This window comes from Lachnoclostridium sp. An138 (genome assembly GCF_002160765.1).
In the GTDB taxonomy this organism is placed as follows: domain Bacteria; phylum Bacillota; class Clostridia; order Lachnospirales; family Lachnospiraceae; genus Laedolimicola; species Laedolimicola faecalis.
The window spans coordinates 147,076-165,912 of record NZ_NFLF01000006.1 but is presented as its reverse complement, the minus strand read 5'-3'; the positions used below and the strand labels follow the sequence as shown (position 1 = coordinate 165,912).

The following is an 18,837-nucleotide window of genomic DNA, read 5'->3' as shown; positions in this document are numbered from 1 at the left end:
ATGAAAATGTATCTGATAAGTGATAATGTAGACACCTGCACAGGCATGCGCCTGGCAGGAATTGAGGGAGCTGTGGTACACGAGAGAGAAGAGCTGAAAAGTGAGCTTGCCCGTGTCCTGGCAGACAAAGAGGTGGCGGTTATTATTCTGACGGAGAAGTTCGGCCGGGAGTTCCCGGATCTGATCAATGATGTCCGTCTGAGCCGCAGTCTGCCGCTTCTCATAGAGATTCCGGATCGCCACGGTACGACCCGGGATGAAAACTTTATCACTTCTTACGTCAACGAGGCGGTAGGAGTCAAACTGTAACAGGAAGAAGGAAGGTGGAACGCGGTGACGACAGAAGAAAAGCTGCAGCATTTTACCATGTATGCCATGGAAGAGGCGAGAAATAGGAGCAATACCATGCTCCGTGAATACAGAGATGCTCTGGAGAAGATTTTCCAGGAGCACCAGGAAAAGAAAAAACGTCAGGCGGATCTGGAGATAAAGACAGAAACGGTTCGCCTTGTAAGCCAGAATAACAAGCAGTTTTCAGAGGCTCAGATAGAAATCAAAAGAACCTTAAGCAAGCGTCAGGCAGAGCTGAAAGAAAAGCTGTTTGTGGAAGTAAAGGATATGCTGGCGCGGTTTGCTGAGACGCGGGAGTATCATCAGATGCTGGTGAAGCAGCTGCGTGAGGCGAGAGAGTTCGCGGGAGGAGAGGAAATCATTCTCTATATCGATCCTTCGGACGCGCAGTATCAGTATAGTATTGAAGCAGAAGTAGGAGCCCCGGTTACGGTCAGCACCTATTCTTTCCTGGGCGGAACCCGGGCGGTTCTGCCGGGCAGAAATATTCTGATTGACAATTCTTTTGAAACCAAGCTTGCGGAGGCAAAAGAGAGCTTTCAGTTAAAGGGAGGCAAGACCAATGAATAGAACAGGCGTTATCTATGGAATCAATGGTCCCGTTATCTACCTCCAGGGAAATACAGGTTTTAAAATGTCAGAGATGGTCTACGTGGGCCAGGAAAAGCTGGTAGGCGAGGTTATTGGACTGACAAAGGATATGACGACCATTCAGGTTTTCGAGGAGACGACGGGCCTGAAGCCGGGAGAGCTTGTAGAGGCCACGGGAGACGCGATTTCGGTCGTGCTGGCTCCAGGTATTCTTCATAATATTTTTGATGGAATCGAGCGCCCCTTAAGCGAGATCGCAAAGACCGGCGGCGCGTATATTACCCGGGGAACGATTGTGGATTCTCTGGATAAGGAAAAACTCTGGGACGCGCATATGACTGTCAAAGAGGGAGAGCGTGTCCGGGGCGGCACGATACTCTGTGAAGTTCAGGAGACTCATGCGGTAGTCCACAAGGTGATGGTTCCTCCGAATATGGAAGGAACGCTGATTAAGGTGATGCCAGACGGACAGTATACCATCTGCGACACTATTGCGGTTCTGCAGCTGGACGACGGTTCGGAGCAGGAGCTGACCATGACTCAGAAATGGCCTATCCGGATTCCGCGTCCTACCAGAAAGCGTTACCCGGCAATGAAGCCGCTGATCACAGGACAGCGTATTCTGGACACCCTGTTTCCTATCGCAAAGGGAGGTACAGCGGCGATCCCCGGCGGTTTCGGTACAGGAAAGACCATGACCCAGCACCAGATCGCAAAATGGTCTGACGCGGATATCATTATTTACATTGGCTGCGGCGAGCGTGGAAATGAGATGACCCAGGTGCTGGAGGACTTCTCCAAACTGGTGGACCCCCGGACCGGCAATCCTCTGATGGACCGTACCGTTCTGATTGCCAATACGTCCAACATGCCTGTGGCGGCCCGCGAGGCAAGCATCTATACAGGTGTGACTCTTGCCGAGTATTACCGGGACATGGGCTATGATGTGGCTATCATGGCGGACTCCACATCCCGATGGGCAGAGGCTCTCCGTGAGCTGTCCGGACGTCTGGAGGAGATGCCTGCCGAGGAAGGTTTCCCGGCTTATCTGGCTTCCCGCCTTGCGGCCTTCTACGAGCGTGCCGGCATGATGATGAACCTGAACGGCACAGAGGGAAGCGTCTCTATTATCGGAGCCGTGTCTCCCCAGGGAGGCGATTTTTCTGAGCCCGTTACGCAGAATACCAAGCGTTTCGTGCGCTGCTTCTGGGGACTGGATAAGTCTCTGGCTTATGCGCGTCATTATCCGGCCATTCACTGGCTGTCCAGCTACAGCGAGTATATTTCCGATCTGGCGCCCTGGTACAAGGACCATGTGGCAAAGGATTTCATGGACTGCCGGAATCGTCTGATGGTGATTCTGAATCAGGAAAGCAGCCTGATGGAGATTGTAAAGCTGATCGGAAGCGACGTGCTTCCTGATGATCAGAAGCTGGTTCTGGAGATTTCCAGAGTGGTGCGTCTGGGCTTCCTGCAGCAGAACGCCTTCCATTCGGAGGATACCTGCGTGCCTATGGAGAAACAGATGAAAATGATGGAGACAATCCTTTATCTGTATGACAAATCAAAGGCTCTCATTACCATGGGAATGCCCATGTCTGTGCTGAAGTCTGAGAATATCTTTGAGAAGGTTATCGCCATCAAGTATGACGTGCCCAACGATCATCTGGAGATGTTTGACGATTACAAAAAAGCGATTGATGATTTCTACAATCGCGTACTGGAAAAGAACGCATAAAGGGGAGGAAATGCTATGGCAATTGAATATTTAGGCTTAAGTGAAATCAATGGCCCTCTGATCGCCCTGGAAGGCGTCCAGAACGCTTCCTATGAGGAAATTGTGGAGATCAGCGTAGACGCGAAGAAAAAAGAGCTGGGCCGTATCATAGAGTGCTACAAGGACAAGGCGGTCATTCAGGTGTTTGGAGGCACGGACAGCATGTCCCTGCGCAACACCCATACAAAACTGACCGGACATCCTATGGAAATCGCCCTTTCACCGGAAATCCTGGGACGTACCTTCAATGGTCTCGGCCAGCCGATTGACGGCCTGGGAGAGATTGTGTCCGATGTGCACCGGAATGTAAACGGACAGCCGCTGAACCCGGTTACGCGGGAATATCCCCGTAACTATATCCGGACCGGTTTTTCCGCCATCGATGGCCTGACCACTCTGATCCGCGGACAGAAGCTGCCGATCTTTTCAGGGAACGGACTTCCCCATGATCAGCTGGCAGCCCAGCTGGTAAAGCAGGCGTCTCTGGGCGAGGATTCCGACGAGCAGTTCGGTATTGTGTTTGCCGCTATGGGTGTCAAGCACGACGTGGCTGATTTCTTCCGCCGCGCCTTTGATGAAAGCGGAGCCTACGAGCATGTGGCCATGTTCCTGAATCTGGCAAACGATCCGGTGGTAGAGCGTCTGATCACGCCGAAGGTGGCTCTGACTGCTGCCGAGTATCTGGCATTTGAATGCAATATGCACATTCTGGTAATTCTGACGGATATGACTTCCTTCGCGGAGGCCATGCGTGAGGTTTCCTCCTCCAAGGGAGAGATCCCGTCCAGAAAGGGTTATCCGGGTTACTTATACAGTGAGCTGGCGGCTCTTTATGAGCGTGCCGGCATCGTACAGGGCGTCAAAGGTTCTGTGACACAGATTCCGATTCTGACCATGCCTAATGACGATATTACGCATCCGATTCCTGACCTGACAGGTTATATTACGGAGGGACAGATTGTACTGGATCGAGAGCTTCACGGCCAGGCCGTATATCCGCCTATCAGTGTGCTGCCGTCTCTGTCCCGTCTGATGAAGGACGGTATCGGCGAGGGCTTCACCCGTGAGGATCATCAGGATCTGGCAAACCAGCTGTTTTCCTCTTACGCAAAGGTGGGCGACGCGAGAGCACTGGCGTCTGTAATCGGTGAGGACGAGCTGTCTCCTATCGATAAGAAATATCTGGAATTCGGAAAGGCATTTGAGGCCCGCTTTGTAGGCCAGGGTCCCGACGAAAACCGTACCATTGAGGAGACGCTGGACATTGGCTGGGAACTTCTCGGCATGCTGCCCAGAGAAGAGCTTGACCGCGCGGATACAAAGATACTGGATAAATACTATAAGCCTGCGGAAAAAGAGGAAAATTAATCCGGGTTTTCGGAAAGGGGCTTCTTCTATGACTGCTGGACCGCGCGAGACCGTCCCGCAGACTTTCACTGCCCGTGTCCATCCCTTCCTGTACACCTGTCTGCTTCTTGTCGGACTAAAAAGCAGTCCGCCAGAATCAGACAGGCGTTCAGGAAGAGGCTGAGACACTGGGCAGATGAAAGTCCGCGGGGGTATTCGCAGCCGCGATGCAGTCACGGAAGAATTCCAGCATCCGAAAAGCCCGAAGTAATTTTCCGGCCGTGCGGCGGAGCGGAGCAAATTCCCGCCCCTGCGGCATGGCGGAGTGAATTTCTGCAGGGCGCAGGAAGTCAGAAGACTGTTTGAGCAGTTGAGGTTACAGCGTCTGCCTTCCGCGCCGCGCAGAAAAGAAGGAGGTAATTGCATGGACAACAGTGCAGTCCCCACAAAAGGCAATCTCATAGCGGCTAAGAATTCTCTGGCTCTGGCCCGTCAGGGTTATGAGCTGATGGATAAAAAAAGAAATATTCTGATCCGGGAACTGATGGGGCTTGTGGATCAGGCCAAGGATATTCAGGCCGAGATCCGCACTACGTTCACGGAAGCCTATGCGGCCCTCCAGCGGGCCAATATGGAGCTTGGCATCAATGCCGTGGCTGACGTGGCCAGAAATGTACCGGTAGAGGACAGTATCGAGGTCAAGACGCGAAGCATCATGGGCACCGAGATTCCTCTGGTGCGCTACGACGCGGCTACCAGAACCCCGGTCTATGCCTTTTACAGCACGAAGGAATCTCTGGATATTGCCAGAGTGGCTTTCGAGAAGGTAAAGGATCTGACGATTAAGCTGTCCATGGTGGAGAATTCGGCTTACCAGCTGGCGGCCAATATCAAGAAGGCTCAGAAGCGCGCCAATGCTCTGAAGAATATTACGATTCCCCGGTATGAGATGCTGACGAAGACGATTTCCAATGCACTGGAAGAGAAGGATCGTGAGGAGTTCACGCGTCTGAAGGTCATTAAGAGAATGCATGGATAAAATAAAGAATAGGTCGTATGGGATATAAAGGGCCGCGGCAGAGGATGAGTGCGCACGACATTTTGGTTGTGCGGGCTTCTCTGCCGCGGCTTTTGGTTTATAATAGCTGTATGTCTGTTATACAGGCGGAAAAGGAGGGGGCTGTGAGCGCTGTGGCCAGAAGAGGGGGATTCAACTAGCTCTGTATCCAAAAACGGAGCTAGTCTTCCCGCAGCCGTTCTACTACCGTGTGCTTTTCTGACGCCCGGCTGGTCAGGATGGGAATACCTGTCCCAAGGAGGGTGAACAGAGGAACCACCAGCAGGAAGGGGGTCAGCTCCAGATGGTAGGTGAAGAACCAGAACAGCCCCTCGATGGCCCGGAAGGATACCGGTCCCAGCACCACAGTCAGAAGCAGGGCCAGCCCTGCAGCGCCCAGAGCGTACAGCAGTCCTTCGCAGGCCAGCATGGTGCGCAGCTGTCTGCTGGTCATTCCTACGGCCTGAAGTACGGCCAGCTCCCGCTTCCGGGAGATGATTCCGGTAAGAATGGCGTTGAAGAAATTCAGCACTCCCACCAGTCCCACGATGAAGCTTAAGGCTCCGCCCAGCAGCAGAAACATGGACCGCATGCTCTCAAATTCTCCCGCGTAGGTGGTTTTGCTCTCATAATCCAGTTCCGGATTTACGTTTTCCGTATAGTCTGCGAGAAATGTTTCCATGGCTTCGTTTGCCTCGTCAGTGGTGTCGAAGGCGTAATACATGATACTGTCTGTGCCCGTATCCTGAACAAAGGCCTGGTCATTCAGAATAAATTCATCTGAGCCGTAGTAGCGGTAGCTGAGAGCGGAGGGGACTGTCACCAGGGCAGCTACGGTGTAATCCACATCCCGGTATTCCACGGGCCGCTCCGCATAGTCTGCTCCATCCGGCACATCCTCATAGCTTCCGTAGACCTCCCCGGTGTCCGGATCATAGCATTCTGTCTCCTCCACATACCGTAGAGTGACCGTATCTCCAAGCTTCGCCCAGTGGCTGTCTGGATCGGCATTACCGTACTCGTCTTCACTGTACACGGCGGCGATAGTCCGGCTGCCCGGTTCATAGAGGGAAGACAGATCCCCTTCCAGTACCGTCAGGTGATCGAGGGCAAAGGAGCTCATGCCGGAAATCTGAGCATTGGCGGCCAGCAGTCCCTCTTCGTTCTGATCTGTGAGGCGGATCAGATTATCCAGCTGTTCCGGAGTGTAGAAATGCTGGTTCATCTGACGGAAGTAATTCTCAGTGATATACTCCAGCACCTGAGAGGTCTGTCCGTACACCATACCTTCGCCGGTGATGCCGCCCTGTGCCTGAATCTCGTCCATGGCCGGCTGGGGCACGCCCATATCGTCCGAAAAAATAAGGGTGCCGGTCTGGAATTTGGCGGCGTTCGCCACGATAAAGTCGCTGGCGGTGAAATTGGACACATACTTATCCATATCAAAGCCGCTGGTGAAGTTTACAGTTACGGTAAGCAGCACTACGGCGAGGGAAAGGGAGAGGATGGTCACGGTCGTCTTGCCCTTGTTTCGTCCCAGATTGGCCCAGGCCATGGTAAAGGGATTGACTCTGCGGGCTCTGCGGCTTTTCGCCCGGCTTCCCGCCCGGCCTTCCGTGTAACGCACTGCTTCCACCGGAGAGACTTTTGCCGCCATCCGTCCGGGCCGCCGGCAGGAGAGCAGCACTGTGATCAGGGCAAACAGAGCCGAGGCGGCAAAAATCAGCGGGTTCCCGGAGGTGAGTGTCACCACGCCGTCAAGCCGGGCTGTGATCACCGGCGTCAGCCGTCCGCCTATGAGCCAGCCAATTACCAGACCGATGGGAATGCCGGCGGCGCTTAAGACAAGAGCCTGCAGGCGGATGATCCGGCGCAGCTGCCGTGGTGTTGTGCCGATGGTTTTTAAGAGACCATAAAACCGGATATCCCCGGCGACGGAAATCTGAAATACATTGTAGATAATGAGGTAGCCGGTAAAAATGATGAGCAGGGCTATGGCGGTAATTGCCAGGAACACGGTGGGGTCCATGCTGTCGGACATCCGGGCTCCGGTATAGCCCCAGTTGACTCCGGTGTCGATGTAGTTCTCCCCCTGTGTCTCACTCTGATAGCCGTGATTGGATAAAATCTGATTCAGATCCTGCTCAATGTGCCGGGAGCCGCTTTTCAGCATCACGTCCATGTTCCAGGCTCCGGTCATGCCATTGGAGGAAGCGTTCGGGTCCACACCGCATTCCGAGAGGATTTCGTTTAGGCGGCTTTCGGGAATCAGGATATGATTTGCCACGATAGCTTCATCGTATTCCCACCAGCCGGAAAGAGTAAAGGTCTGCGTGGTGGTATGTCCGTCCACGGGAAAAGTAAGGGTGAATTCCGCTCCGATTTCCGGCTCGATTCCCAGAAGCTCCAGCACATGGGTGTCGGTGGCAGCCTGGTCTGTGCCTTCCTGGGGCAGTGCGCCGTCTACCGGATCGCAGTACATCCAGTGGGCTTCGTTGGCGTCAGCGTAGCTGACCTCCACATGAGATTTGTTGAAAGGCGCGTCTGTGGGCATGCCGAGAAAGCGCCGCAGGCCCCAGGCGTCGATCAGAGGATCGTCTTTCAGGGCGTCGAACTGCTGCTCCGTCAGGTATTTAAAGCCGCCATGGGACCAGCCCCCTACCTGGCGGAAATTGGACTGCTGGATGCCTTCGTTGATGGAAAGCGCGATGGTGAACAGGCTGGTAAAAAGCACTGCTGTCAGAGCGATAGCCGTTGCCGCGATCAGATTCCGGGTACGGCTGGCCTGCAGGGTCTTCCAGGCCAGCCGCCGGATACACTTGCTGTTTTTGACTTTCATGTACTCACCCCCTTACCGCGCCACGATCCGGCCGTCTTCGATGCGGACGATGCGGTCGGCCAGCTGGGCAATTTCCTCGTTGTGGGTAATCATCACCATGGTCTGTGCGAACTTCCGGCCGGTGACCTTCATCAGGGACAATACGTCCTGGCTGGTGCGGCTGTCCAGGTTGCCGGTAGGCTCGTCGGCAAGGAGAATGGCGGGCTTCGTGGCCAGGGCCCGGGCGATGGCTACCCGCTGCTGCTGGCCGCCGGAGAGCTGGCTGGGAAGATTGTTCAGTTTCTTCTCGATTCCCAGGGCCGCAATGACCTCCCGGACATAGTGCTTGTCGATTCGGCCGCCATCCAGCTGGATCGGAAGGACAATGTTCTCATATACCGTCAGGACCGGCACCAGGTTGTAGCTCTGGAACACAAAGCCGATCTTCCGCCGCCGGAAGATAGTCAGAGCCTCGTCCTTTAAGGAAAAGATATTTTTTCCTCCTACGGCGACAGAGCCGGAAGTAGGCCGGTCCAGCCCGCCCAGCATGTGGAGCAGGGTGGACTTGCCGGAGCCTGACGTGCCTACGATAGCCACAAATTCTCCATCCTCCACATGTAAATTTACCCCGTCCAGGGCCTTCACCAGCGTGTCTCCGCTGCCATAATATTTTTTCAGATCTCTGGTTTCCAAAATCGTCATAATAAAATACCTCCACGAAAAAGTCTGCACTGTCTTTCGACAATACAGACTTTACCACAGCAATCTTTCCAGGCTCTTTCTCAAATCTAACAGAATGGAAAGATTTTTATCTCTGCCTGGCTTCTCTTGGCAGATACAGTGAAAACACGCATCCCTTTCCGGGCTGGGAGGCGACCCGGATATAGCCGCCCTGCCTGGCCAGAATCTCCCGGGCCAGATAGAGGCCAAGGCCCAGTCCTTCCGCGCCGTGAGAATCCTTTCCACGGAAAAAGCGGTTGAAGATTTCCGCCTGCTCGCTTTCCGGAATGCCGGGGCCGGTATCCGCCACATCGATCCGGCAGAAGAAATCCAGCATCTGGGCAGAGATGGTTACAGTCCCGCCGGCGGGGGTATATTTTACAGCGTTATTCACCACGTTGCCAAGGGCCTCTCCGGTCCAGCGGGGATCGAAGGAGGCGCTGCCCTGGAAGAGGCTGGCTGTAATTGTGATTTGTTTGAGCTGTGCCGCCCGTTCCTCCTGCTCCGCCGCTCCCTCCAGCAGCGGGCCGACCGGATTTGGAGCCGGGACCGGCGCCACGATGCCGGCCTCCAGACGGGAGGCCTTCACCAGCGCCTGTATCAGGAAAGACAGTTTTTCTCCCTGAACTATGAGAGAACGGGCCAGCTCCTGCTGCCGCGGGGCCAGTTCGCTCTCGGACAGCAGAGAAGCGTACAGCAGCAGATTGGCGATGGGAGTGCGGGTCTGATGGGAGATGTCGGCAATCAGGGTTTTGACTGCCGCCTGTTCTCCTTCTATGGTCTTCCGGGCAGAAGCGGAGCCCTGAAGGAACCGGGCCAGCCGGCTCTCCAGGGCGGACAGTTCAGTTTCATTAAATGTGTCCTCCACAAAGCCGCCGGCGATAGCCCGGTCCAGCATCTGGTTCAGTTTCCGGAGGGTGCGCCGTCTGGCTGCCCACTGCCAGAGGCCAAATGCCGTGCCGGCAGCTGCCAGCGCAAAAGCGCACAGGGTCAAAGGGTTCATCTGCCCACCTCCCAGACATAGCCTACTCCGTATACGGTCCGGATGGGCGCGTCACCCAGCTTGGCGCGGAGCCGCCGCATGGCCACAGACAGAGCGTTCTCGTCTACGAATTCGCCTCCGTCCCACACCTTTTCCAGCAGCAGGTCCCGGGGCAGGGTACGGCCCCGGTTTTCCACCAGCAGGCGCAGCAGCCGCTGTTCGGTTTTGGACAGCTCGATGGGCGTGCCGTTTTTAAAAAATTCCAGGCGGGAGAAATCAAAGGCGAAGCCGTCCAGCTCCAGCCGGTCGGATTTTACGGGAGCGGACCGCCGCAGCTGAGCGTTTACCCGTGCCCGCAGTACCGCCAGAGAAAAGGGCTTGGTGATATAGTCGTCCGCTCCTGCTTCCAGACCGGTGACTTCATCAAGCTCCAGGTCGTTGGCTGTGAGCAGAATGGCAGGCGTGCCGTTTCCACTTTGGCGCAGCGTCCGCAAAAGCCCCAGCCCGCTGCCGTCAGGCAGATTGATGTCCAGGATCAGCAGATTGAAAATGGTATTCTGCAGAAGCTCTGCAGCCTGCTGCAGCGTGCCGCAGTGAGCGACGGTACAATCCGGCGTCTCGAGAGCCATGCGGATTCCCCGGCCCAGAGCTTCGTCGTCTTCTAAAAGCAATATCTGATTCAAGCCTTATACCCTCCCCTGTCTGAAGTCTGCCGTCATATCAGGAAGGCTTCAGAGTATTTGTTTTCTGCTGCTTTTATTATAAGCATTTTACGGAGAAAAACAACAGGGCAGAGAGATCTGAACGGTCAGTCCATGGGGGACGGAATCGGAAAACTGTATGGTCCCTTTATGGGCTCTGACAATCTGCTTTACCAGCTTTAAGCCCAGTCCATGCTCTGCCTTTGTACTGCCGTCCCGGCTGCTGGAAATATCCTGTCCCCGGTTCAGCCTGCCAAGGAGTACGGCAGACAGGCCGGTGCCGTTGTCCGACACGGTGCAGAGGCAGCGTCCATCCTCTTCATCCACGGAAAGGAGGATCTTACAGCCCTGGGGATTGTGGGTCATGCTGTTCTGAATCAGGTTGTCCAGCATCCGCAGAAGAAGGCCGGCGTCGCCGGGAAGATGGATGGAGCGTCCCGGATGAATTTCGGAGAATGTGAGCTCATACTGCCCGGGCAGGCCGTTGTTCAGCACTTCGCTGACGGCCTGTCTTCCGATTTCCACCAGATCCACGTCTTTGAGGCAGGCGGCCTGGAGAGAATATTCCAGCCGGGTGGTCAGATTCAGATCGTCGATCAGCCGCTTCATTTTTTCGCTTTCCCGGCGGATGATTCCCGCCTGCTTCCTTGCCTCCTGGGGAAGAAGAAGGTTGTCCTCAAGTTCGCTGGCGTACCCGAGCACCATGGAGAGCGGCGTGCGGATGTCATGGGAGACCCCGCGAATCCACTCGGCCCTTGTGTTATCCTTTCGGGTCATATAGGCGGCTGCCCGGTTCAGTCCTGCGTTGATTTCTGCCAGCTCGCCCTGTTCATCCAGATGCAAAGGCCTGCCGTGGCTCAGATCCTGGATTCCCTGCAGCGCCGGGGCCATGGCCTTTTCTACCCTGCGGGTATTCCGGAGCAGGAGAAAGGAGATCAGGAAGAGGTTGAACAGGAAGACTGCGGCGCTTCCTCCCAGCAGGAATCCCATATAAGGCCAGTTCAGGACATAATAATATTTTATCAGAGTCCGGGGCGGGAAGCCTGCCACCATCAGGCTCCCGTCCTCCCGCGCCCAGACCTTTACCGGGTAATCGTCCAGATACCAGCGGCTGAAGGAGGCGATGTCCCCGCTTGTGTAGGATCGGGGCAGCTCCTCCGGCAGATCCTGCTGCCAGATCACAGTTCCATTCTGGTCCAGCAGCATGGCCCAGGCGCCGCTTTCCTCCATCAGGGAGAGAGCGGTATCGTCGGCTGTCCAGACCCCATTCTGGAGCGTTACATGCCCGGAAAGCTCCTGGACAGAGAAGGAGGTATCGGAATCGCTCATGCTTCCTGCCACCATAATCAGAAAGAACAGGGTCAGGTTGATGATGATGAAAAGCAGTATAATTCGGAGCGTGGAAAAAATGTACCGCCGGAAAAAGCGCTGTACAGGATTCATGGCTTCTCCTCCTTCAGGTTCAAACGGTAGCCCAGGCCCTTTACCGTGATCAGGGAAACGGGCCGGGAGGGATTTTCTTCTATTTTTTCTCGCAGGTGCCGGATATGGGTGGAGAGGGTGCTTTCATACCCCTGCCAGAACTCTCCGCATATGGTCTCGCACAGGATTCCCGTGGTCACGATCCGCCCCGCATTTTCATACAGCTTTTCAAACAGCTGGAGCTCTTTGGCGGTCAGAGAGAGCGTTTCGCCGTCTTTCCATACCTCCGCGCGGGACAGATCCACGGTGGAAGCTGCCAGTTTGACCCGGCGTTTCTGCTCCGGGTAAGCGCGGCTGAGAATGGCTTTTGTCCGCAGCAGCAGCTCTTTGGGCAGAAAAGGTTTGGAAAGATAGTCGTCCGCTCCTGTTTCCAAGCCCTCGATGCGGTCCTCCGCCTCGCCGCGGGCGGTCAGCATCAGAACGGGGACGCGGCTTGTGCGGCGGATCTCCCGGAGCACGGCAAAGCCGTCCATTCCGGGCATCATGACATCCAGAATGATCAGATCGGGCTTCTGCTCCCTCCACAGCTGAAGGGCCGCGGCCCCTGACGAGGCGGCAAGAAGGTCATGGTATCCTGCATTTGTGAAAATAGAAAGCAGCATTTCCAGCAAGTCCGGGTCGTCATCCACCAGTAAGATTCTGTGTTCTTCCATAGCTTTCCATCCTTTCGCAATCGTTCATCAGCGCCGCATGACATCCCCCGGAGGACATGGCACAGTCCGTTCCTGGTACACCGGCGCTGTCTGTATTATACCCCTGAAAACGCCATCCGGCTATTCTGATCCGGAAATCTCAGAGAAAAATTAAGGATCGCTCAGTCTTAACTCAAGGTGGGAGTGATAATCTGCTGATATCACGAAAAGGAGGTATTCGTCTATGAACGATTACATGATTGAGACCCGCGGGCTCACGAAAAAATATGGAGAGCAGCTCAGCGTATCCGGCCTTTCCCTTCATGTGAGAAAGGGCCGCATCTACGGACTGCTTGGGCGCAATGGCGCCGGAAAGACGACAACCATGCGGATGCTTCTGGGACTGGCCGCGCCCACTTCCGGCGATGTAAAGATCTTTGGAGAACCCCTTCGGGGCAATGAAAAGAAAATCCTGCCTCGCATCGGTTCCCTGGTTGAATCTCCCGGTTTTTATCCCAATCTGACCGGAACGGAGAATCTACAGATATTTGCCTCTCTCCGGGGATTAAAAAAGCCGAAATATGTGAAAAACGCTCTGGAAGTGGTCAATCTTCCATACAAGGATAAAAAGCTGTTTTCCCAGTATTCTCTCGGCATGAAGCAGCGTCTGGCCATCGCGCTGGGAGTCATGCACAATCCGGAGCTTTTGATCCTCGACGAGCCTATCAACGGCCTTGACCCCATCGGCATCGCGGAAATGCGGGATTTTATCCGGGAGCTGTGCGATGCTATGGATAAGACCATCCTGATTTCCAGCCACATTCTTTCTGAAATTTCACTGCTGGCGGACGACATCGGCATTATTGACCATGGCGTGCTGCTGGAAGAGGAGAGCCTGGAGGAGCTGGAGCGGAAGAATGGTAAATATTTCTGCTTCCGGGTATCAGACCCGAAAACGGCGGCCCGGCTTCTGAAACAGCAGATGGGAGTCCAGGACATTGCCATCGGAAATACGAATGAGCTGACGGTTCGGGATTCCGGCCTGGAAACAGGCGCGGCCGTCCGGCTGTTTGTGGAGGCGGGCCTGACCGTGTCGGACGCTCATCTTTATGAGGAGACCCTGGAGGACTATTTCAAAAAGGTGACAGGGGGTGAGGGCATTGCTTAAGCTTTTGCGCTGTGAACTCGCCAAGCTGCGGAGAAAGCCTCTGTTTTTCGCCGCCGCGGCGGTGTCTGCCCTGATTCCGCTGGCCTACGCTCTGTTTCTGCCTGATTTTAAGCAGTTTACAAGCAGCAGGGAAGCAGTGGATTCCATGATGGCAGCCCTGTTTCAGATGAGCGCCTGTCTGCTTTTGATGCCCGCGCTGGTCGTGCTGGCCTCCAATCTTCTCTTTGAAGAACAGGACAATGATACGCTCAAAAATCTGGTGACGGTTCCCGTAAGCAAGGCGTCCCTGGCTCTGGCAAAAATGCTGCTGCTGTTTTTGTTTTCCGCCGCCTTCATGGCTGTGGGAGGACTGGTGAACCTGGCCCTTGTGTCGGCGGCTGGCTGGGCGCCGGAGGGCTTCTGGAGGCTCTTCTGGGTGGGAATCGGCCAGGGGATCATGATGTGGGCCGGAGCGCTGCCCTGCATTCTTTTGGTGGTGCTTCTGAACCGCAGCTATATTATTTCCGTGATTATTGCCTTTTTCTACACAAGCATCAATTACATTTTCGGCATGAATGATCTGTTTATTATGCAGCCCTTCGGCTTTAACCCGGGGACGCTGCTTCCGGGCTCCCTGGCCTTCCGCTGGTACTTTCAGTATTTTGACACATCCCATGCGGGCGCGGAGACAGCGGCCCTGCTGGAACGGATCAGTCCCTATTTTGTGACGGTTCCCCAGGCTTTTCTTGTAACCGGCGCAGAGGCCGTTCTGTTTTTGACTTTAATTGCTCTTGTCTATAAAAGACAGGGCTGCTGAAAAGAAGGAGGTGTGAATCATGTGGAATATCATCAAAGGGGAATGGCAGAAGCTGCGCCGGTGCCAGATTCTGCTGGTAGGAATCGTGGCGCTGGCTCTCTGCCCTGTGGTGCAGTATGGAAGCCAGCTCATTGTCAATCCGGAGATACGGGACCCGAATTACGATTTTGTCCGTCTGTTTTCCAGTGTGGTCTGGGGAAATACGCAGGTTTTCCTGCCTATTTCTCTCGTGATGACTGGAGGATGGATGATTGACCGGGAGCATACCAGTGACACCATGAAAAATCTGCTCGCTGTGCCGGTATCCTATCACAGGCTGCTGGGCGGAAAGCTGGCCGTGGCCGCGGCTTTGGCCCTGGTATTCGGGGTATACAGTGTCATTGCGACAGTGGTGACAGGAAGTCTGGCCGGGCTGGACGGATTTTCCATGATTGTTCTGGCGCGTCAGGGAGGCCAGGTGATTCTGGCGGCTTTTTATACCGGGCTTGTCTGCATGCCGCTGATCCTGATTTTCGGACAGATCCGGGGCGCTTATCTTGCAGGATCGCTTCTGACTTTCTTTCTTGGCTACTGCATCCTGTTTTTCAAAGGCGGCTTTCTGCTTTCCGCGTATCCCTTTTCCGCGGCGCTGGTGCTGTCCGGATTTGACATGCAGGAATACAACGGCGCCATAGAGTCTCCCAGTATTCCGCTGGCGCTTTTAGGCATGCTTTCGGTTCTGCTTTTGACTGCCGGGGTCCTGTTCTCCTCTCATCCGGGCAGCAGGGCCGGAAGCTCCGGAAAGAAGAAAAAGAAAAAGGGCCGCGGCCAGCGGCGGCGCAGGTAAGGAGGACTTTATGAAACAGATAGATCTTATGAAACAGACAGAGCGAAAGAAAAAGGTATTGGCGGCGCTCTGCGCAGTTCTGTGTACCGGCCTGTTATCCGGCTGTTCTTCCGGAGGGGTTCTGGATAGTAAGGAAAAAAATGAGCAGCTGAAGGATACCATTCTGGAGACTTATGACGCGCTCATAGGAGGGGCAGGCACAGCAGTCCTGACCCCCGAGAGATCGCTGGAAGGGAGACTTACGAGAGGAGAAGATGACTATACCGGATCTTACAGGGCGTCTTATACGGAATTTACAGGCACGGAAGTGCTGTTCGGCGGGACGACGCTGAAACGGGAGGAGGGAGGAACCCTGGAGCTTACCTGCTCCCTCTCTTTGGAGAGCGGAAAGGCGGAAGTCCTCCTCCGCTCCGGCTCCGATGATCCGGAGATCCTCTTATCCGGGAGCGGGGAGTATACCGGCACCTGGGAGGTAGACGGGGAAAGTACCTATATCGGCGTGCGGTGTGAAGACGCGGTGGGAGAGCTGTTTATTCAAATAGAATAAAGATACAATATGGGGGCGGACTTCACCCCCATATTGTCAGGGAATGCTTAGTGATTAAACAGAAGTGCCTGAGACAGGAATGAATGGTAATGGAAAAACAGAGCAATTAAAAATATCCTTTTGTCGACTTTCCGTCCCGAATCTGATAAAATAAAAATTGTAAGGATTTGTTAAGAATATGAGGTGTGGGAATGTATTATGTCGGGATTTGTGATGACGGAGAGAACACCTGTTCTGAACTAGAAAGCATGGTTTTTTTCTATGCAGAACAGAAAAGTATGGAATTAAAAACTGCTGTCTGGTATACAGGCGAGAGTCTTTGTGGGTATCTGAAGAAAGGAGAGCCGTTAGATGTTTTGTTTTTGGATATTGAGCTCTGGCAGATGACAGGCATTGAGGCGGGAGCGTATATCCGGAACCGCCTGGAGGACAGACGACTTCAGATCGTGTATATATCGGGAAAGGCATCTTACGCCCAAAGCCTTTTTAAAACCCAGCCGCTGGATTTTCTTGTGAAGCCCATCCGGCAGCAACAGGTGGACGAGGTACTTGATCTGGCAGTGAAGCTCCTGGGGAAAAATGAGACGAAATTCGCGTATCAGAGCGGCAGGGATTATTATTATATTCCTTATGGTGAAATCCTGTATTTTATCAGCGAAGGAAGAAAAATCCGTATTGTGACGGCACAGGGAGAAAAGGAGTTTTACGGGAAAATCAGAGAACTGGAAAAGACGCTTCCGAAGGATTTCCTGAAAATCCATCAGTCCTATCTGGTTCATACGCTTTTTGTGGCCCGTTATGCCTATGAGGAAGTGGAGCTGACAGACGGGACGATCTTAAGCATCAGCAAAAAATACCGGAAGCAGGTGAGGGAGAGGCTTCTGCGGGGAGGGGAAGAGACATGACAGACGTGATTCTCTGCGCGGCATCGAATTTGTTCCGAATGTACGTGATCAGCCGTTTTATGAAAACGCTGATCGGGGAGCCCAGAGCTTCCAGGAAAATGCTGTTTTTTGCCTATGGGACTTTTTATGTGGTAAATACAGCGCTGTTTCTGCTGCTTCATCTGTCGTGGGTGAACCTACTATGTAATTTGATGGGCATAAGTTTAATTGCATGTTTGTATACCAGGTCAGTTAAATTAGCATTTTTTACAGTAGTTTCATATTCAGTTATTGCCATGGCATGTGAATTTATCATAATATCATTATTTACAAATTATGAAGAAGGGCAAATATTCAATCAGATATTACAAGTGCTTTCAGTGCTGCTTTCTATTATTTTTGAATTACTGGCAGAAAGATTTATAAGAACACAAAGAAACGATGACAGTGTGTATAGCATAGCATTATTGTTGGTGCCGTTGAGCAGTATTGTTGTAAATATAATCTTGACAAATACAGATAGTGTAACAAATATTGGATTGATTGTTCTGAATCTGGGTTTTCTTTTAAGCGATTTTTTGATTTTCTATTTGTATGATCTGTTATCTGAAACGTTATATGAAAGATATGAGAATGCTTCTATGCGATTGCAGCTTGGGAGTTATTCTAGTCAGATGCAGATATTGAAGGAAAGTGATGAAAAAGTAAAAGCCTTACGCCACGATATGAAGCATCATATGAACGAGATTAGACTGATGGCGAAGCAGGATAAGACACAGGAAATCCAGAATTATATTGATGATATGGAGAATTTTGTATCAAATCCGAAGGAAATGGTTTATTCAGGAAACTGGGAAATTGACAGTATTTTAAACTATATGCTTGAGCAGGCAAAGAAGGAACTGCGTACAGTGGATGTGCAGGTGCAGTTGCCTGAAAAATTCTCCCATACCTTTGATTTGAATGTAATTCTAGGAAATCTTCTGGAGAACGCCATAGAAGGAGCGGGGCAGACAGAGGAGAAAAGACTGAAACTCCGAATTGTTTTTCAGAAAGGAATTCTGCAGATCGAGATAGAAAACAGCTTCTGTGGTAAAATGGTTCGGAAGCGTGAAATATTTTTTACCACAAAACCAGATAAAGCGGCGCATGGAATCGGTTTAAACAACGTAAGAAAAATTGTTGAAAAATATAATGGTTTGATGGAGGTACGCTCAGGGAAAGATATATTTTTTGTAAAAGTTATGCTGTATATATAAAGCATTTTCATAAACTGGTATGCAGGGGCAGGAAAACGAATGTTTCTTGCTCTTTTTTTCGCCAAAATGAAAAAGAAAACGTCCAATTTTGACAGGAACATAGACTGTTTTTTACAGGAAACGGCACAGACTTTCTTTTTGTGATAAGATACGGGCAGAAAGGAGGGGAGGCCAATGCAGAGAAAGGGCTTGATTGGAAACAAAGTGGAGAAACTCATTGTAAAAGTGGCAAAAGGTTCGGCAGAGCGTGAAGCAAATATGTGCTGTATGTACTGGGGGTATCAGCCCAAAGAACCTGAAAGCCTGAAAAAGCTGCGGGAATTTTGAGCATCGCAGAGCGCATGACAGAGAAACTGCTGTCGGATGAAATCATTTCCCAGAAAGAAGCAGAGTTGGTGTGTTATGGGCTTGAGAGCATTAAAAGCGACCTGACAGGAATTGCGATGTCGATTCTGATTGGAGTATGCTTTGGCCGGTTGCTGGAGGGTATACTCTTATGGGGGCTTATGTATCCTCTTCGGAAAAACGCGGGAGGCTTTCATGCCAGCACCAGAATGAGATGTATGCTTTTATCCGTAGGAATGTTGATAGTAACCTTTGCCTGTCTGATAAGATATAACTGGCCGAGGACAGTCTACATATTTATTACAGCGGTATCTTTTTTGGTTATCCTGTTCCTTGCGCCTGTGGAGAATCCAAATAAGCGTTTGGATAATGCAGAACGGAAGGTGTATGGTAGAAGAACTAGGATAATTCTGACATCAGAAAGCGTGTTGTTTTTGCTGGCATTACTGTGGAAGTGGGAAAAACTAACTGCGGTTATCGCAGCAGGGTTTGCAATCGTTGGAACTTCTCTGATTGTGGGGCAGCTGAAAATGAGAAAATTTAAGGAGTAGGAG

Annotated in this window: 19 protein-coding genes; 13 read left to right on the top strand and 6 right to left on the bottom strand. The window is 52.7% G+C overall.

The genetic code is table 11. The features are described from left to right. From B5E82_RS07430 to B5E82_RS07410, 5 genes are all read left to right on the top strand, one after another. Positions 1 to 309: a V-type ATP synthase subunit F gene (locus tag B5E82_RS07430; RefSeq protein ID WP_087306924.1), complete on the top strand. Its 309-nt coding sequence runs from the start codon at positions 1 to 3 to the stop codon at positions 307 to 309. A gap of 24 nt (positions 310 to 333) precedes the next feature. Further along, complete coding sequence (locus B5E82_RS07425; RefSeq protein WP_087306923.1) at positions 334 to 921, top strand: V-type ATP synthase subunit E; 588 nt, start codon at positions 334 to 336, stop codon at positions 919 to 921. Beyond that, a complete protein-coding gene (locus tag B5E82_RS07420; RefSeq protein ID WP_087306922.1) occupies positions 914 to 2,680 on the top strand; it encodes a V-type ATP synthase subunit A in 1,767 nt (588 codons plus the stop codon). The genes B5E82_RS07425 and B5E82_RS07420 overlap by 8 nt, the downstream gene beginning before the upstream one ends. Before the next feature lie 15 nt (positions 2,681 to 2,695). Beyond that, positions 2,696 to 4,087 (top strand): V-type ATP synthase subunit B, encoded by a 1,392-nt coding sequence (locus B5E82_RS07415; protein ID WP_087306921.1) that lies wholly within the window; start codon positions 2,696 to 2,698, stop codon positions 4,085 to 4,087. Between the two features lie 403 nt (positions 4,088 to 4,490). After that, positions 4,491 to 5,105: a V-type ATP synthase subunit D gene (locus B5E82_RS07410; RefSeq protein ID WP_087306920.1), complete on the top strand. Its 615-nt coding sequence runs from the start codon at positions 4,491 to 4,493 to the stop codon at positions 5,103 to 5,105. Between the two features lie 199 nt (positions 5,106 to 5,304). On the opposite strand, the gene B5E82_RS07405 is transcribed toward B5E82_RS07410, so the two are convergent. The 6 genes from B5E82_RS07405 to B5E82_RS07380 form a co-directional block, all read right to left on the bottom strand. After that, positions 5,305 to 7,962, bottom strand: a complete 2,658-nt coding sequence (locus tag B5E82_RS07405; RefSeq protein WP_087306919.1) for an ABC transporter permease — start codon at positions 7,960 to 7,962, stop codon at positions 5,305 to 5,307. Between the two features lie 12 nt (positions 7,963 to 7,974). Continuing rightward, on the bottom strand, positions 7,975 to 8,643 hold the full coding sequence (locus B5E82_RS07400; protein ID WP_087306918.1) for an ABC transporter ATP-binding protein: 669 nt from the start codon (positions 8,641 to 8,643) through the stop codon (positions 7,975 to 7,977). Positions 8,644 to 8,749: 106 nt separating this feature from the next. Next, positions 8,750 to 9,664, bottom strand: coding sequence for a sensor histidine kinase (locus B5E82_RS07395; protein ID WP_087306917.1), 915 nt, complete (start codon positions 9,662 to 9,664; stop codon positions 8,750 to 8,752). After that, the gene (locus B5E82_RS07390; protein WP_087306916.1) at positions 9,661 to 10,326 is read right to left on the bottom strand and encodes a response regulator transcription factor; all 666 of its coding nucleotides are present in this window, start codon (positions 10,324 to 10,326) and stop codon (positions 9,661 to 9,663) included. The genes B5E82_RS07395 and B5E82_RS07390 overlap by 4 nt, the downstream gene beginning before the upstream one ends. 87 nt (positions 10,327 to 10,413) lie before the next feature. Further along, the gene (locus tag B5E82_RS07385) at positions 10,414 to 11,787 is read right to left on the bottom strand and encodes a sensor histidine kinase (protein WP_087306915.1); all 1,374 of its coding nucleotides are present in this window, start codon (positions 11,785 to 11,787) and stop codon (positions 10,414 to 10,416) included. Then, positions 11,784 to 12,479: a response regulator transcription factor gene (locus B5E82_RS07380; protein WP_087306914.1), complete on the bottom strand. Its 696-nt coding sequence runs from the start codon at positions 12,477 to 12,479 to the stop codon at positions 11,784 to 11,786. Before B5E82_RS07380 ends, B5E82_RS07385 begins: the two co-directional genes overlap by 4 nt. A gap of 223 nt (positions 12,480 to 12,702) precedes the next feature. Here B5E82_RS07380 and B5E82_RS07375 point away from each other — a divergent pair, with 223 nt between their 5' ends. The 8 genes from B5E82_RS07375 to B5E82_RS07340 all read left to right on the top strand — a co-directional run bounded on the left by B5E82_RS07375 (position 12,703) and on the right by B5E82_RS07340 (position 18,834). After that, positions 12,703 to 13,626, top strand: a complete 924-nt coding sequence (locus tag B5E82_RS07375; RefSeq protein WP_087306913.1) for an ABC transporter ATP-binding protein — start codon at positions 12,703 to 12,705, stop codon at positions 13,624 to 13,626. Beyond that, entirely contained in the window at positions 13,619 to 14,422 is an 804-nt protein-coding gene (locus B5E82_RS07370) for an ABC transporter permease (RefSeq protein WP_087306912.1), read from the top strand. Before B5E82_RS07375 ends, B5E82_RS07370 begins: the two co-directional genes overlap by 8 nt. Before the next feature lie 19 nt (positions 14,423 to 14,441). Further along, on the top strand, positions 14,442 to 15,248 hold the full coding sequence (locus B5E82_RS07365; protein ID WP_087306911.1) for an ABC transporter permease: 807 nt from the start codon (positions 14,442 to 14,444) through the stop codon (positions 15,246 to 15,248). A gap of 10 nt (positions 15,249 to 15,258) precedes the next feature. Next, the gene (locus tag B5E82_RS07360) at positions 15,259 to 15,795 is read left to right on the top strand and encodes a hypothetical protein (protein ID WP_087306910.1); all 537 of its coding nucleotides are present in this window, start codon (positions 15,259 to 15,261) and stop codon (positions 15,793 to 15,795) included. Between the two features lie 278 nt (positions 15,796 to 16,073). Further along, a complete protein-coding gene (locus tag B5E82_RS07355) occupies positions 16,074 to 16,700 on the top strand; it encodes a LytR/AlgR family response regulator transcription factor (protein WP_330398301.1) in 627 nt (208 codons plus the stop codon). Then, positions 16,697 to 17,938 (top strand): sensor histidine kinase, encoded by a 1,242-nt coding sequence (locus B5E82_RS07350; protein WP_087306908.1) that lies wholly within the window; start codon positions 16,697 to 16,699, stop codon positions 17,936 to 17,938. Before B5E82_RS07355 ends, B5E82_RS07350 begins: the two co-directional genes overlap by 4 nt. 174 nt (positions 17,939 to 18,112) lie before the next feature. Beyond that, positions 18,113 to 18,265: a cyclic lactone autoinducer peptide gene (locus B5E82_RS07345; protein ID WP_087306907.1), complete on the top strand. Its 153-nt coding sequence runs from the start codon at positions 18,113 to 18,115 to the stop codon at positions 18,263 to 18,265. Between the two features lie 14 nt (positions 18,266 to 18,279). Beyond that, positions 18,280 to 18,834, top strand: a complete 555-nt coding sequence (locus tag B5E82_RS07340) for an accessory gene regulator B family protein (protein WP_087306906.1) — start codon at positions 18,280 to 18,282, stop codon at positions 18,832 to 18,834. Positions 18,835 to 18,837: the final 3 nt, after the last annotated feature.

Bases quoted from the DNA above. Each gene is read 5' to 3' on its own strand.
- B5E82_RS07430 (WP_087306924.1), top strand. From the start codon at position 1: ATGAAAATGTATCTGATAAGTGATAATGTAGACACCTGCACAGGCATG.
- B5E82_RS07420 (WP_087306922.1), top strand. From the start codon at position 914: ATGAATAGAACAGGCGTTATCTATGGAATCAATGGTCCCGTTATCTAC.
- B5E82_RS07415 (WP_087306921.1), top strand. From the start codon at position 2,696: ATGGCAATTGAATATTTAGGCTTAAGTGAAATCAATGGCCCTCTGATC.
- B5E82_RS07410 (WP_087306920.1), top strand. From the start codon at position 4,491: ATGGACAACAGTGCAGTCCCCACAAAAGGCAATCTCATAGCGGCTAAG.
- B5E82_RS07405 (WP_087306919.1), bottom strand. From the start codon at position 7,962: ATGAAAGTCAAAAACAGCAAGTGTATCCGGCGGCTGGCCTGGAAGACC.
- B5E82_RS07400 (WP_087306918.1), bottom strand. From the start codon at position 8,643: ATGACGATTTTGGAAACCAGAGATCTGAAAAAATATTATGGCAGCGGA.
- B5E82_RS07395 (WP_087306917.1), bottom strand. From the start codon at position 9,664: ATGAACCCTTTGACCCTGTGCGCTTTTGCGCTGGCAGCTGCCGGCACG.
- B5E82_RS07385 (WP_087306915.1), bottom strand. From the start codon at position 11,787: ATGAATCCTGTACAGCGCTTTTTCCGGCGGTACATTTTTTCCACGCTC.
- B5E82_RS07380 (WP_087306914.1), bottom strand. From the start codon at position 12,479: ATGGAAGAACACAGAATCTTACTGGTGGATGACGACCCGGACTTGCTG.
- B5E82_RS07375 (WP_087306913.1), top strand. From the start codon at position 12,703: ATGAACGATTACATGATTGAGACCCGCGGGCTCACGAAAAAATATGGA.
- B5E82_RS07365 (WP_087306911.1), top strand. From the start codon at position 14,442: ATGTGGAATATCATCAAAGGGGAATGGCAGAAGCTGCGCCGGTGCCAG.
- B5E82_RS07360 (WP_087306910.1), top strand. From the start codon at position 15,259: ATGAAACAGATAGATCTTATGAAACAGACAGAGCGAAAGAAAAAGGTA.
- B5E82_RS07355 (WP_330398301.1), top strand. From the start codon at position 16,074: ATGGAATTAAAAACTGCTGTCTGGTATACAGGCGAGAGTCTTTGTGGG.
- B5E82_RS07350 (WP_087306908.1), top strand. From the start codon at position 16,697: ATGACAGACGTGATTCTCTGCGCGGCATCGAATTTGTTCCGAATGTAC.
- B5E82_RS07345 (WP_087306907.1), top strand. From the start codon at position 18,113: ATGCAGAGAAAGGGCTTGATTGGAAACAAAGTGGAGAAACTCATTGTA.
- B5E82_RS07340 (WP_087306906.1), top strand. From the start codon at position 18,280: ATGACAGAGAAACTGCTGTCGGATGAAATCATTTCCCAGAAAGAAGCA.